A 14,785-nucleotide genomic window follows, 5' to 3' on the forward strand; every position below is an offset into this window, starting at 1 on the left:
CATACATGAGTTGCCGGCGCAGAGGCAAAACAAAAGGCAACTCATGCATCCTCAGCCGCCTGAGCATCTGCTTTCGGCTGCCACAGCTTGAGTGTCAATGCGTTAGATACAACACTAAAGCTGCTTAACGCCATCGCTGCGCCGGCAATCACCGGGTTTAAAAAACCAAGCGCAGCCAGTGGAATACCCACGACGTTGTAAACAAACGCCCAGAACAGGTTTTGCCGGATTTTTGCATAAGTGCGCCTGGAAATCTCAATCGCATCGGATACCAATGCAGGGTTCCCCCGCATCAGGGTAATGCCCGCGGCATGCATGGCGACATCGGTACCGCTTGACATGGCAATACCGACGTTAGCCTCCGCCAATGCAGGCGCATCATTGATGCCGTCTCCCACCATGGCCACCAGGCCTGTATTCTGCTTTAATTCTTTAACGATATTGGCTTTGTCTTCAGGTAGCACCTGCGCATAGAACTTGTCGATACCCAGTTTTTTTGCAACATTTGACGCACTGCCCTGATTATCGCCGGAAATCAGCACTGTTAGAATTTCCTGCTGCTGCAAGCTGGCAACAGCCCTGGCTGCCGTTGGCTTTAATGTATCGCCGAAGGCAAGCATACCCAGCAGCCTCGGCGCATGATCCATCGCACAGAGCCAGGACACGCTGTAACCTTGATTCTGCAAAGCATCGGCTTGCATCTGCATCGCTGCGACATCGATAGCCAGCTCCTTCATCAGGCCGGAGCTGCCTAAAGCCAGTGCCAGCCCGGCAACCTCACCCCTCAGGCCTTTGCCGGAAATTGCCTGTACGTTGCCTGCTGTTTGCAGCGTGAGACCTTTATCCTGGGCTGCATTGATCACGGCTTTTGCCAGCGGATGTTCGCTGCCGGATTGCAGGCTGGCAGCCATTGCCAGCACCTGGCTATCATCACCGGTGACCGATACCAGCTCAACCAGCCTGGGATGCCCTTCCGTCAGCGTTCCGGTTTTATCGAAAGCCACGGTTTTCACGGCATGCGCCAGTTCAAGCGCCTCGGCGTCCTTAATCAGGATGCCATGCCGCGCCGCCACCCCGGTGCCAACCATGATGGCTGTCGGCGTTGCCAGGCCAAGCGCGCACGGGCAGGCAATGACCAGTACCGCAACCGCATTGAGTATGGCAACCTGCCAGTCTCCGCCGATCAGACCCCAGGCAAACAGTGTGATAAAGGCAATCACGATCACTACAGGCACGAAAACCGCACTGACTTTATCCACCAGCCGCTGTATGGGCGCTTTTTTAGCCTGTGCGGATTCCACCAGCCGCACGATGCGCGCCAGCACGGATTCATTGCCCAGTGCCGTCGTGCTAACATGGAGCAGGCCTTCACCGTTGATGGAGCCGCCGGTGACCTTATCTCCCGCCTGTTTTACAACCGGAAGGCTTTCACCGGTGATCAAGGATTCATCTACCTGGCTGTTACCCTGCCTGACGATGCCATCCACCGCTACGCGCTCGCCCGGACGTATCATCACCAGGTCACCCAGCACCACAGACGAGATGGGGAGCTGCAACTCCTGATTGTTGCGGATTACGCTGGCGCGTTCCGGACGCAAAGCGTTCAGCGCTCGAATAGCCTCGGTTGTTTTTGATTTGGCGCGTGTTTCCAGCCATTTGCCCAGCAAGACAAGGGTAATCACAATGGCAGATGTTTCAAAGTAGAGATGCCCCATGCCGGCATGGGCAGTGTTAAAAAGCAGGTATACGCTCAAACCGTATGCGGCAGAGGTGCCGATTGCGACAAGCAGGTCCATATTGCCGGCGCCGGCTTTCAAGGCATGCCAGCCAGCCTTGTAGAAACGCCAGCCCAGCCAGAACTGCACAGGGGTTGCCAGTGCCCATTGCAGCCAGCCGGAAACATGCCATTGCAGGAACGGCCAGCTCAGCCATTCGGTGAACATGCCCGCTACCAATGGCAAAGACAGTACACTGGAAACAGCAACAGGCCACCAGCTATAAGCGGTAGCCGGGCTTTCCAGCATGGAAGCTGGCTGTTCCAGGTCGAGATTGAGCGGCTGCGCCTGATAGCCGGCGGCCACCACTGCAGCCACCAGCTTATCCGGTGTGATTTCGCCAGAAGAACCAGTCACTTGCGCAGTTTCAAGTGCCAGGTTTACTTCCGCAGTGACGACGCCCGGTACTTTCAGCAGGCTTTTTTCAACACGGCCCGCACATGATGCGCAGGTCATGCCTTTGATTTCCAGTGTCCATTGCCCTGCTTTTTGCTCTTGCATGATTAAGCGCTTTCTTTCCAATGACAGATTGAGCTTGATTATAGTCCACAGCCCATGCTTGCATGATGATTTAGATTCATCATATATTTTTTGATTCAATGCCAGTGTTTAAAGATTCGTTGGTTATAATTCACAGCACAAAAACACCTTTACAGGAAAACCTATCTTATGGCCGGCGCCAGTCTTTTGACACTGATTGATGATATAGCAACCATACTTGACGATGTATCGGTCATGACCAAAGTAGCAGCAAAGAAAACTGCCGGTGTGCTGGGGGATGACCTGGCGCTCAATGCGCAGCAGGTAAACGGCGTCAATGCAGACCGTGAGCTTCCGGTGATCTGGGCGGTTGCCAAAGGTTCAATGATCAACAAGGTGATCCTGGTGCCCCTGGCGCTGGCCATCAGTGCGTTAGCGCCATGGGCTGTCGTTCCGCTCCTGATGCTGGGAGGCCTGTTCCTGTGTTTTGAAGGTGTGGAAAAACTGTACCACAAGCTGTTTCTTCATGACGAAGCCAGGCACCTGGACCCACAGCAGACCACCAACGCGAATGAAATCGTCACCAAGGAAACCGAGCAGGACAAGATCAAAGGCGCGATCCGCACCGATTTCGTGCTGTCGGCCGAGATTATCGTCATTACACTGGGCACGGTTGCCACCGCCACATTCAGCAATCAGGTCATGGTGCTGGCCGGTATCGCGATCATTATGACCGTCGGTGTCTATGGCCTTGTCGCCGGCATTGTAAAACTGGATGACGGCGGTTTGTACCTGGCGCAATGCAAAGGCGAGAATCTCATTGCCGTATTAAAAAGAAAACTGGGCTTCGGTATCCTTAAATTCGCGCCCTACATGATGAAGACATTGTCGGTGGTCGGTACCGCCGCCATGTTCCTGGTTGGCGGCGCCATACTCACACATGGCATACCGGCCGTTCACCACTGGATTGAACACGCTGCGGACACCATGAACAATGGCTTTCTGCAATGGCTGGCACCGACATTATTGAACGGCTTGTTTGGCGTGGCAGCAGGCGCGCTGGCGCTGATGCTGGTGATCCCGATCCAGCGCTTATTCAAACGCTGAAGCCTGAACCGGCAGCACACTTCGAACCGCCTTAAACCAATACCGGCACCAGAAAACCAGATGGATACAATAACCGACCTAATAGGCTACTGCTCGGCAGTCCTGACCACGACAGCATTTGTGCCGCAGGCGCTGCAATCACTGAAAACCCGTGATTTATCGGGAATATCACTCCCCATGTACAGCCTGTTCAGCCTCGGCGTATCAGGCTGGCTGATTTACGGGCTGATGATTGACAGCTGGCCGATCATTGCCGCCAACAGTATCACGCTGATACTGGCCTGCATCGTGCTGTACCTTAAAGTTAAACACCGGTAGAAAATCAAACACCGGCAGCACTTCAGTTTTTCTTCACAAAACCCAAGTCCATCAGTGCACGCTGCAATTGGCTTGCCACCAGGCGGTAACCTGCGGCATTAGGATGGATAGGGTCAGCTTTAAGACTGTTTTTTGCCAGCACATCAGAAAACAGGTCTTCAATCAAAGGCGTACCGGTTTCTTCCGCCAGCTTCCCGTATAAAGGATGGTCTGACAGGTTCCCGAAAGCCGCCCCTACCGGGCTGAATTCCGGAATGGCAATTAACGCAGTCTGGATGCTGCGGGCTTTGGCCTGGCTCAGTATGGATTTCAGGTTACCTACGGTTTCTGGCTCCGGCACGTGTTTCAGGAAATCATTACCGCCAAGTTCAACAATCAGCAGGTCAATCTTCTGCTCACCGGTTTCATGTGCTTCCAGCAAAGATGAAAGACGAGCCAGGCCATCCGCAGAAGTATTGCCGGGGACACCTGCATTAATCACATTCCAGCCGGTATTGCCTGCCAGCAGGCTGGCATAGTCTTCTCCGCTGCCGGCACCTGTGCCATAAGTGAGGCTGTCACCCAGGATCACGACATTGGAAGCAGCCGGTAACGGGGCATGCTGGTAGTCACGGTCACAGGCGGCAGCCGTGCATACAAACAAACAGGCCAGCAATAAACGTTTAAACATGGTAAAAATCATTGATGCATGCTTCTTTTCTTTAAACTTCATTTCTTCAGGGTGTACACCAGTATATTATCACCGGCAGTAAAACCGAAAATGGCATTGCCCCCGGCGGCCACTGCCACATACTGCACACCGTCGATTTCATAGCTGATGGGCGGCGCATTGACCCCGGCATCTGCCTTAGCCTGCCATAACAGCGCGCCGGTGCTGCTATTGTAGGCATTGAAGCTGCCATCACCCTCGCCCATGAACAGCAAGCCGCCACGGGTTGCCAGCACACCACCCATCAAGGGCTGTTCTGTTTTTACCTGCCAGCGGATTTTACCTGTCGCCAAATCAATTGCTGATACCGTGCCCCATCTCGGGTCTTTGGTAGGCTCGGACGATGCATAACGGATCGGGGGCAAGCCTTCTTTAGCCGGCTCTTCAACCAGGGTATATCTGATCGGGGCGTGAATCCCGGCAACATAAGCAGTCTGGCTTCCATCATCCAAAGCGCTCGGACTCCAGTTGGAACCGCCAAGGATACCCGGGTAAAGCACGGTACCTTCCCTGGTCGCTTTCGCAAACAGGTTCTTCTGCGGCACAAAGGCTTCCGATTTCATCAGCAATGCGCCAGTAGCTCTATCATTCACGTAATACCAGCCTGTCTTGCCGGCCTGGCCTACCGCAGGGACCTTCCTGCCATCCTTGACATAATCAAACAGCACCGGCGGGCTTGCCAGGTCATAACCCCATACATCGTGCGGTACCTGCTGGTAATGCCATTTAAGCTTGCCGGTTTCCGTATCCAGGGCGACAAGCGAGACCGTGTATAGATTATCACCGGGGCGTGAAACATCGTTCATCTGCGGCGAAGGATTACCGGTGCCGAAAAACAGTGTATTGGTACTGGTGTCAATGGCCGGCGTACTCCAGGCGGAGCCTCCGCCATAACGCCATGCATCCGGGTGGTTTTTGGCATTTTCTTTTTCCGCAGCGATGTCTCTGTTGAGTGAAATGCCATCTGAAGTCGTTGCAGCAAAAGTACCCTCCCAGCCCTGGGATGGAATCGTATCGAACTGCCATACGCGGTTGCCATTGTTCACATCGTATGCCGCCAGGAAACCCGGGCGGCCATACAGGCCGCTCACGCCGATGACTGCGCCCAATGGCGCATCGATCCTCGGGGTATCTACGTGCAGGCCGTAGCCAACGCCCGTTACGCCGACGATCACCTTGCCGTGATACACAACCGGCGCCATTGCGATACCGATTCCGGTGCCGCCGTAAGCATCTTTCTGGCTTTTTGCATCGGCCTTGCTTAATAATCCGGTATTTTCCGTCAATGCGGTATCGTCCGCGACATTGATATCCCATATTTTTGCGCCGGTTTTCGCATCAAGCGCAATCAGCCTGGCATCCACCGTCCCGATAAACACCTTGCCGTCGCTGACGGCGACTCCCCGGTTAGCCGGGCCGCAGCACATTTTCCAGTTTGCTTTACGCTCATGCCGGTAGCGCCATAACTCCTTACCGGTTCGCGCATCCAGCGCCGCCACATGGTTATAAGGCAGGGCCACATACATCACGCCCCCTGCAACAATAGGCGTAGCCTGAAAACTGGCTGCAACACCGGTTTTAAATTGCCACGCCAGGCCAAGTTTTCCAACATTTTCTGTGTTAATCTGAGTGAGTGGCGACATACGCTGATTCGTGTAATCACGCCCGAAACTCGGCCACTGGCTGCTCTCGGTGTCGTGTTTACCTGCGACTCCGGCACAGGCTGCCAGTGCCATGGCACTTAACGCCATCATAGTCGTTGCCAATTTTCTTGATTTGGACATTGCAAGGGCTTTCTGGTTAATATTGATGGATGTATTGGTCGAGTATACCGATTTGTATACTTCTTGCCAATTGCAAAAAAAACTAAAAAAACAGGCGCATGGCATATTGCCGGCTCTGCACTATTTCAAAGTTGGGCTTAAGCCATACTTAAACGTGGCCGCAAACAAAAAGGAATTCATATGAACGATCGCATCCAGCAAATACTTAACCAGATCACAGAACTTGAAGATGATCTGCGTATTGCGTTGAACGAACAGCAGTCCAGCATGTTTTTCCAGATAAAAGGTAAACGCGTCGAATTTGAGCAGTCGATCAAGGAAACGCATAAACGGTTAAAAACCAGCTTCTTTCGCTGGCTGGTCACTTACAGGCCACAGAACCTGATTACCGGCCCGATCATTTACTCCATGATCATCCCGCTGCTGATCACAGACTTTTTTGTCACCTTATATCAGCTGACATGCTTTCCCATATACGGCATCAAACGGGTACGCCGCAGCGATTACATCGTCTATGACAGGATGCATCTTAACTACCTGAACTTCATTGAAAAATTCCATTGCACCTACTGTGCATACGGCAATGGCATGATTGCCTATGTCAGTGAAGTGATTGCCAGGACCGAGCAGTACTTCTGCCCGATCAAGCACGCAAGGAAAATCCTGGGCACCCATTCGCGCTACGAAAGGTTTCTGGAATATGGCGACGCAGAGGATTACCAGAAGAAACTCGAAGAATATCGCCGCGCCCTGGAAAATGAAAAAAGCTGACTTGTCTGCATGGCGGACAAATCAATGCTTCTTAATATTGGGTGTTCTTATAATTGGTGCCGAAAAATTCCATCATCAGGAAATCTTCCAGGCCGGCATTATCCTCCAGCCGTGCTGACTGTACGACAGAGCGGCCCAGCCGGTGCGACTCCCAGTTAAAGTCACCGTCATAATGCTCACGTATCAGCTGGATCATGCGCCGGATCATGAGCAGGCGCACATCCTGGCCACCGCTTGCCTCCACTTCATAAAACTGTCGCCTGGAACTGCTGTAATCATTCGTCCAGCCGCGGAAAGCGAATGTGGCGCTGCGCGGCCCCAGGCTGGTAATTTCAAAGATGCCGTTAGTGCCATATTTAAGGTTGCGTTTCACGCGCTCATCCCTCAGTTGCGCTTCCGTCTGGCCGAGTTCGCGCGCTGCGGCTTCTGCATTGACCTGGGCGGCTACCGACTCTGAATCCATGCGTTTTGCCTGCATGGCCTTGACGTAGGAGGCCATGTCCGTGTACTGCTGCTCCAGCGGCGGCTCCTTAACCTCAGGCTCCTGAGCCGTGCGCTTGTTCAGCTCCGGCTTGACTTTAGGCTCGGGTGGTACGGTAAAACGCGGCTTTTTATCAGGCGCCGGTTTTTTTGCGATGATCTTGGGGGCAGCCGCAGCGGGTTCCGGCGCCTTGACTTCAGGAACCGGCTCCGCAGCCGGCGGCTGCAACTCCTGTATCGGCTCGGTCACTTGCCTGGGCACGCTAAGCGGCGCCAGGCTTACCTCAATAGCTTGTGCCGGTATGGATGGCGGGGTATCAAACTTGATCTGCGGCACCGCAAAAAATATCAAAGCATGCAACAGCAGCGAAAATATTATCGCGAGCAGCGTGTTGCGGCTGATCCGGATGTGGAAGTGATGATCGCTGCTATTTGCCTTCAGGCTCAGTTCGGATAAATGAGCAAAGCTATGATTCAAGTGTTGAGTGTGCTTATCAGGCCGCATGTATGTTTAAAAACGCATATCCTGCCAAATTTTTTCAAGGCGCTTAATCGAGACGGGAAATGGCGTCTTTAGTTCTTGGGCAAACAGCGATACGCGCAACTCCTCAATCAGCCAGCGGAAATCCAGCAGTTGCTGCGGAATATCCAGGTGCGCCTGGTTCAGGGCGTTGATTTTATCCTGCCATTTCTGCCAGATCAAACCGACACTGCCGGCATTCTTGCCATCGCGCTCAGGGTTGGCCGGATGTTTCTCGATACGCAGGCGCAGCGCCTTCAGATAGCGCGGGATGCTTTGCAGGTATTCCCATGGTGTCTGGCTAAAGCAGCCTTTGTAAACCAGCAGGCCGATCTGCTGTTCTAGGTCGCGTTTCAGCCGGTTGACGGTGGCCGCCATCTGCCCTTGTTTCTGCATCAGCAGCTGGTACTCGGTTGCGATCGCCTGCGCCTGCCTTGCCACGGCCTCGGTCACTGCCGGCAGGCGTGTTCTTGCACGCTGCTTCAGTTTCATAAAATCGGCATTGGTGCGCGGCAACTCGTCTTCACCGATGAAAGCGCGATCGGCAATCGCCATGATCATGTCTTCGCGCAGGTCATCAGGCGCTACGACATTACGCAGCGCCAATGCATATTGGTTAAAATTCGGCAGGCTTTTTTCCAGCTGCTTCATCTGTTCTTTCAACTCAAAACGCATCAGGCGGCATATGCCCTTGCGATGGCTCTGCTCCGCTTCGCGGGCGGTATCGAACAGCCTCACTGAAACCGTATCCATGTCGTCTTCCAGTGCCGGATAACCCGTTACCTTCAAACCATCCCGCTCAAAACTCAGGGTCTGCGGCAGGTCACCGAAATCCCATTGTTTCAGGCCGGTCTTTTCAATATCGGGTGAAGTGTTCCTGAACGTCAGCTGCGCAGCAGAACCCAGCTGTTTTTTCAGCGCGTTCCAGTCGCGCCCCATTCCCAGCTCGCGCCCGGCATCATCAATCACCCTGAAATTCATTAAATGGTGGGCTGGTATGTCAGTTAAACTCCAGTCTTCCTTGCTGATTTTGAGCGTGGTTTTATATTGAATGTAAGCGGCAAGCGTATCCAGTAAAGATAATACCCCTACCGCGTCATTCCGGCGCAGGCCGGAATCCAGACCATTATCCACGTAGTCGACCTGACTGGATTCCCGCCTGCGCGGGAATGACGACAATGGGTTTTGCTCTGCATACTCCAGAAAACTGGTGGCAAACTCCGGCACCGGCACGCAGACGCGGCGGAAAGTCTTGGGCAATGCCTTGATCAGGTAAGTGAGTTTTTCACGCAGCATACCCGGCACCAGCCATTCGGTCTGCACCGGATTAAGCTGGTTCAGTAACGCCAGTGGAATGGTTGCCGTCACGCCATCCAGCACATGGCCAGGCTCAAAACGGTATTTAAGCGCAACCTCAACGCCGTCAAGCATGATCTTCTCGGGAAACTGTACCGCGGTAATCGCATCTGCGCCATGGCGCATCAGGTCGTCACGCGTCAGGTAAAGCAATCTGGGGTTCAGTTTCTCAGCTTCTGCACGCCATTTCTCAAAGCTGGCCGCGTTATAGATATCGGCAGGAATCCTGGCATCATAAAATGTAAACAACTGATGTTCATCCACCAGCACATCCTGCCGGCGCGCTTTGTGCTCAAGCTCTTCCACCTCGGCAATCAGGCGTTCATTGGCAGTAAAGAAAGCCGCGCGCGTATCGAACTCGCCATTGGCAAGCGCTTCGCGGATAAAAATCCCGCGCGACTCCTTAGGGTCAATCGGGCCATAATGCACGCGCCGTTTAGGGATAACCGTCAGGCCATACAGGCTCACGCGCTCCCACGCGTTCACCATGCCCATTTTCCTGTCCCAGCGCGGGTCTGAGTAATGGCTTTCGGTCAGCCCGCGCGCCAATGGCTCGATCCAGTCCGGCTCGATTTTAGCGACACAGCGTGCATATAGCTTGCTGGTGTCTACCAGTTCTGCCGCAATCACCCATTTAGGCCGTTGCTTTTTGAGTGCAGAGCCGGGAGCGATATGAAAGCGGATGCCGCGCGCACCGGCGTAAGACTCGCTCTCGCCGTCTTTAAAACCAATGTTGCCAAGCAGGCCGGCAAGCAGCGCTTTGTGGATCTGTTCAAAAGTCGCCTCTTTTTCGTTGAGCTTGAATTCCATCTCGGACACGATATCCAGCAGCTGCCCGTGCAGTTCTCGCCATTCCTTAAGCCGTAAAAAGGACAGGAAACTGCTATGGCATTGATTAAGCAAGTCCTTATTGGATTTTTTCGTTTTCAGTGCATTGTCAAAAAAGTCCCACAGCTTGAGGTAGCTCATGAAATCGGAACCTTCGCCGGCAAACCTGGCATGGGCGTTGTCTGCCGCCTCCCGCTTATCCATCGGCCGTTCACGCGGGTCCTGAATGCTCAGCACACTGGCAATGATCAGGATCTCCTTCAGGCAATGTTCGCGCTTTGCAGCCAAAATCATGCGCCCGACCCGCGGATCCAACGGCAGTTTGGCCAGTTGCAGCCCGGTTTCTGTGATCTGGCGGCGGGCATCCACGGCACCCAGCTCCTGCAGCAGCAGGTAGCCATCGGCAATCAGCCTGGAGCTTGGCGCCTCAATGAACGGAAACTCCGCGACATCGCCCAGGCGCAAAGCCGCCATGCGCAGAATGACGGCAGCCAGAGAACTGCGCAGGATCTCAGGTTCGGTAAATTCCGGGCGCCCGTTAAAATCCTGCTCTGAGTACAGGCGCACGCAGATACCGTCTGAAACACGGCCGCAGCGCCCGGCTCTTTGCCTGGCGGCCGCCTGGCTGATTTTCTCGATCTGCAGCTGCTCGACCTTGGCGCGCGGGCTATAACGGTTAACCCGCGCCAATCCGGCATCAATCACATATTTGATGCCCGGCACAGTCAGTGAGGTTTCTGCCACATTGGTTGCCAGCACGATACGCCGGCTGCTGTGGCTTTTGAAAATCTTCTGCTGGTCTTCAATGCTCAGGCGTGCAAACAGCGGCAGCACTTCAATATGTTTAAGCTTGGCGGAACGACCCTGGTATTTGCGCAAGTGGTCAGCGACATCCCGGATCTCGCGCTCTCCCGGCAGAAACACCAGAATATCGCCATCGCCCTGGCGCAGCAGATCATCGGCGGCATCCAGAATGGCTTCCTCGATGGCTTCTTCTTCGTCATCCTCTTCCAGCCAGCGCGCTTCTGTCTTAGGCTTGCGCGGGATTCCGAGAGGGTTTCCGGCAGGCAGGTCCATATCGTCATCCAGGTCGAACTGCGTGTTTTCAGCTTCGGCAATTTCCCTGGCGCGGAAACCCGCCGCGCCCAGCGGACGGTAACGGATTTCGACCGGGTAAGTACGGCCGGATACTTCTATCACCGGGGCGCCGTTAAAGTGCCTGGAGAAACGGTCAGCATCAATCGTGGCCGAGGTGACAATGATTTTCAGATCAGGGCGTTTCGGCAGCAACTGCTTCAGGTAGCCGAGCAGAAAGTCGATATTGAGGCTGCGCTCATGCGCCTCGTCGATAATGATCGTGTCATAGGCGTTAAGGAATTTATCGCCCTGGGTTTCCGCAAGCAGGATACCGTCGGTCATCAGCTTGACATAGCTGGATTCTGACAGCTTGTCGTTAAAGCGCACCTTGTAGCCAACCACTTCGCCCAGGGGACTTTTTAGTTCCTGTGCAATACGGCTGGCGACCGAACGTGCCGCGATACGACGCGGCTGCGTGTGGCCGATGAGGCCGGAAACGCCGCGGCCTAATTCAAGGCAGATTTTGGGGAGTTGCGTTGTTTTACCGGAACCGGTTTCACCGCAGACGATCACCACCTGGTTTTTAATAATGGCCGCAGAAATTTCATCTTTCCTGCCGCTGACCGGCAGTTCCAGAGGATATTCCGGGCGCGGCAGGCTGGCTAAACGCTGCCCGTATTTTTTCTGCGAGGCATGCAGTTTCTGCACAAGCTCATTGATCAGGCGCTGCGCTTTGGCCAATGATTTTTCATCGCCTGATTTTTGCAGGGTCTTCACGTCATGCATCTTGCGACGCAGCGCATAACGGTCGGCCAGCATGCATGCCTGTAATGCCGTATCAAAATTTGCGGGGGTTAACTGTAGCGGTTTACTTTCGTTCATAGCCATGAATTTTATCACGCCATGGCCGTCAGCTTTATGCAATCGTAGCCAGCACCTGTAAAAGTATACGCAGAACCCATGTAGTAATTGAGGTCATCACCTCAGGGTGCTACTATTGACGTTCAAGAACAAGTATCCGGGTTATAAGATGATTGCCCTGCAGGAAGCCAGACGCGCCGGTTTATTCAAGAGATCGCATTGGGCGAACAATCTGCTGGCGGGCGTCATCGTTGGCATTGTAGCGCTACCGCTGGCCATGGCTTTTGCCATCGCCAGCGGCGCAAAACCGGAACAAGGCATCTACACGGCAATCGTGGCAGGCGGCATCAGCTCATTAATGGGCGGCAGCCGAGTGCAGATATCAGGCCCTACCGGTGCATTCATTGTAATCCTGTCAGGTATCACGGCCCAGTACGGCATTGCCGGCCTGCAAATGGCCACCTTGATGGCTGGCGTCATGCTGCTGGTGATGGGGCTTGTGCGCTTCGGCGCCGTGATCAAATACATCCCTGCCCCGGTAATCGTAGGTTTTACAAGCGGTATTGCAGTCATTATCTGGGTTGGCCAGTGGAAAGATTTCCTAGGCCTGAAGCCGGAACCTGGTGCGGAGCACTTTCATGAAAAGCTATGGGATCTAACCATGGCATTGCCCAGCCTGCACCCTGTAACGGCACTGCTGGCCGCATTCACACTACTGCTGGTCATTTACTCACCGAGGATTTTCAAGCGCATCCCTTCCCCATTGGTTGCAATGGTGGCAGCGACAGTGCTGCAGGCTGTCTTCAAGTTTGAAGGCGTCGCTACGATAGGTTCGGCTTTTGGCGGCATACCGCAAAGTTTGCCCAGCTTCCATTTTTTACCTATCCGTTTCTCACAGGTGCTGCAGCTGATTGTACCGGCCTTTACCATCGCCTTGCTGGGCGCAATTGAATCACTATTGTCCGCAGTCGTTGCCGATAGCATGACAGGCACCAAGCATGACTCCAACCAGGAACTGGTTGGCCAGGGCATCGCCAATATTTTTTCTCCATTATTCGGCGGTTTTGCCTCTACCGGCGCGATCGCACGTACGGCAACCAACATCCGCAACGGCGCATCCAGCCCGCTGGCAGGCATTGTGCATACGTTAACGCTGGTTGTCATTGTGATTGTTTTTGCACCGTTAGCCGCGCACATACCGCTGTGCGCCTTATCTGCAATATTGTTTGTCGTGGCTTACAACATGAGTGAAATGCACCGTTTCTGGCATATGGCGCGCACGGCACCGCGGGCAGATGTCGCTGTGCTGCTGATCACGTTTCTGCTCACGATCTTCACCGACCTTGTGGCCGCAGTCAATATCGGCGTGATGCTGGCCGCGCTATTGTTCATGAAGCGCATGAGCGAGGCGGCAAGCATCCGGCACCAGACCGTAGAAGACCTGGTGTCTGAAACCGGTAACGCCCATTTCATACTGCCCGAAAATGTCGCGGTTTACAGCATGGAAGGCGCGTTCTTTTTTGGCGTGACCGAACGCCTGATGAGCGCGCTGGAGCATGCCCATACCCACGCCGACATCCTGGTGCTGCGCATGCAGAACGTGCCGGTTATTGACGCATCGGGTTTGCAGGCTTTTGAAGAACTGGTGAAGAACTGCGAACGCAACCATACCCGGCTGGTGCTGTGTGAAGTGCGCGCCAATATCATGGAAAAGATGGAGCGCTCAGGCATCATCCAAAAAATAGGTGAGAAGAATATCATCAAGAACATTCAATCTTTAACGGTACCTCTCTGACGCCTTCTTGCATGGCACGGATTCGGGAATAGCTCCCCGACGGTTGTGAATGCTGTAAATTCCATAATGCGATCATGTGCTTAACAACGCCATGCACGCTTTGCATGATGCATTGACTGCCAGATCCAAGACTCCACAGTTTTTGTGGATAACTTTGTGGGCTGCGTGGGGATAGGCGCGCTAACTTACTGGCACCGCTAGGAAACCGGCAATAGTAGAATCTTTATACATCAAAAATCGGCATGTGATTCAAAATCTGCCGCATTTCATCCTGATGAATTATCCACCTGGTCAAGCAGATTATGTTCTAAGGCATACCTGCACACATCGTACACACTGTTTAGCGACAGCTTCTGGAAAATACGGGCTTTATATGTACTGACGGTCTTTAAACTCAGGTTTAGTCTCTCTGAAATTTCCGTAATCGTTTTACCCGAAGCCAGCTTGAGGAACACCTGATATTCACGGTCGGACAGCAGGCTATGCTGCTTGACCGGCGTGGTGTGCATGCTGGAAAGTGCCAGTTCCTCGGCTACGTCTTCCGTGATGTACATGCGTCCCTGGGCAAGTTTGCTGACCGCATGCACCAGCTCAGAGATTGCGTGGTCTTTGCACAGGTAGCCTGATGCCCCGGCGCGGATGGCGCGTACCGCATAGATATCCTCTTTGTGCGAACTGATCACCAGTATCCTGAGTTCAGGTTTCTCCAGATGCAGCTGCTGAATGAGTTCTATACCGTTCTTGCCCGGCATCAGCATATCCACGAGGGCGATGTCGTAACTGTCCCGGCGGACCGCCGCCAGCAGCTCATGGCCGTCAGCGGTCTCTGCGGCTATGGTATACGCCGGGTGCGATGCCAGGATATGCTTGAACCCTTCGCGGATCAATGGGTGGTCATCAGCAATGATGATGCTTTTTGTCATG

10 protein-coding genes are annotated in these 14,785 nt (G+C 53.8%); 4 read left to right on the forward strand and 6 right to left on the reverse strand.

Annotated elements, in window-relative coordinates; all coding sequences use genetic code 11:
- Window positions 1–41: 41 nt before the first annotated feature.
- Complete coding sequence (locus GQ51_RS02525) at window positions 42–2,276, reverse strand: heavy metal translocating P-type ATPase (protein ID WP_047549412.1); 2,235 nt, start codon at window positions 2,274–2,276, stop codon at window positions 42–44.
- A 168-nt stretch (window positions 2,277–2,444) separates the two neighbouring features.
- On the opposite strand from GQ51_RS02525, the gene GQ51_RS02530 reads away from it, so the two are divergent.
- Both GQ51_RS02530 and GQ51_RS02535 read left to right on the forward strand, forming a co-directional pair.
- Window positions 2,445–3,362, forward strand: coding sequence for a DUF808 domain-containing protein (locus tag GQ51_RS02530; RefSeq protein ID WP_047549415.1), 918 nt, complete (start codon window positions 2,445–2,447; stop codon window positions 3,360–3,362).
- A gap of 60 nt (window positions 3,363–3,422) precedes the next feature.
- A complete protein-coding gene (locus GQ51_RS02535; RefSeq protein WP_047549418.1) occupies window positions 3,423–3,680 on the forward strand; it encodes a SemiSWEET transporter in 258 nt (85 codons plus the stop codon).
- Between the two features lie 22 nt (window positions 3,681–3,702).
- Here GQ51_RS02535 and GQ51_RS02540 read toward each other — a convergent pair whose 3' ends face one another.
- Complete coding sequence (locus GQ51_RS02540; protein WP_047553620.1) at window positions 3,703–4,350, reverse strand: GDSL-type esterase/lipase family protein; 648 nt, start codon at window positions 4,348–4,350, stop codon at window positions 3,703–3,705.
- A gap of 38 nt (window positions 4,351–4,388) precedes the next feature.
- Window positions 4,389–6,125 (reverse strand): pyrroloquinoline quinone-dependent dehydrogenase, encoded by a 1,737-nt coding sequence (locus GQ51_RS02545; protein WP_052177648.1) that lies wholly within the window; start codon window positions 6,123–6,125, stop codon window positions 4,389–4,391.
- A gap of 228 nt (window positions 6,126–6,353) precedes the next feature.
- Between GQ51_RS02545 and GQ51_RS02555 the strand changes: the two genes are divergently transcribed.
- Window positions 6,354–6,944, forward strand: a complete 591-nt coding sequence (locus GQ51_RS02555; protein WP_047549426.1) for a hypothetical protein — start codon at window positions 6,354–6,356, stop codon at window positions 6,942–6,944.
- Window positions 6,945–6,975: 31 nt separating this feature from the next.
- On the opposite strand, the gene GQ51_RS02560 is transcribed toward GQ51_RS02555, so the two are convergent.
- Complete coding sequence (locus tag GQ51_RS02560) at window positions 6,976–7,902, reverse strand: hypothetical protein (RefSeq protein WP_052177650.1); 927 nt, start codon at window positions 7,900–7,902, stop codon at window positions 6,976–6,978.
- A 33-nt stretch (window positions 7,903–7,935) separates the two neighbouring features.
- Complete coding sequence (gene hrpA, locus GQ51_RS02565; protein ID WP_442922084.1) at window positions 7,936–12,087, reverse strand: ATP-dependent RNA helicase HrpA; 4,152 nt, start codon at window positions 12,085–12,087, stop codon at window positions 7,936–7,938.
- Between the two features lie 115 nt (window positions 12,088–12,202).
- On the opposite strand from hrpA, the gene GQ51_RS02570 reads away from it, so the two are divergent.
- On the forward strand, window positions 12,203–13,861 hold the full coding sequence (locus tag GQ51_RS02570) for a SulP family inorganic anion transporter (RefSeq protein ID WP_235276147.1): 1,659 nt from the start codon (window positions 12,203–12,205) through the stop codon (window positions 13,859–13,861).
- Window positions 13,862–14,127: 266 nt separating this feature from the next.
- Here GQ51_RS02570 and GQ51_RS02575 read toward each other — a convergent pair whose 3' ends face one another.
- The gene (locus GQ51_RS02575; protein ID WP_047549433.1) at window positions 14,128–14,784 is read right to left on the reverse strand and encodes a response regulator; all 657 of its coding nucleotides are present in this window, start codon (window positions 14,782–14,784) and stop codon (window positions 14,128–14,130) included.
- Window position 14,785: the final 1 nt, after the last annotated feature.

The sequence above is a fragment of the Methylotenera sp. G11 genome, from assembly GCF_000799735.1.
Taxonomy (GTDB): Bacteria; Pseudomonadota; Gammaproteobacteria; order Burkholderiales; family Methylophilaceae; genus Methylotenera.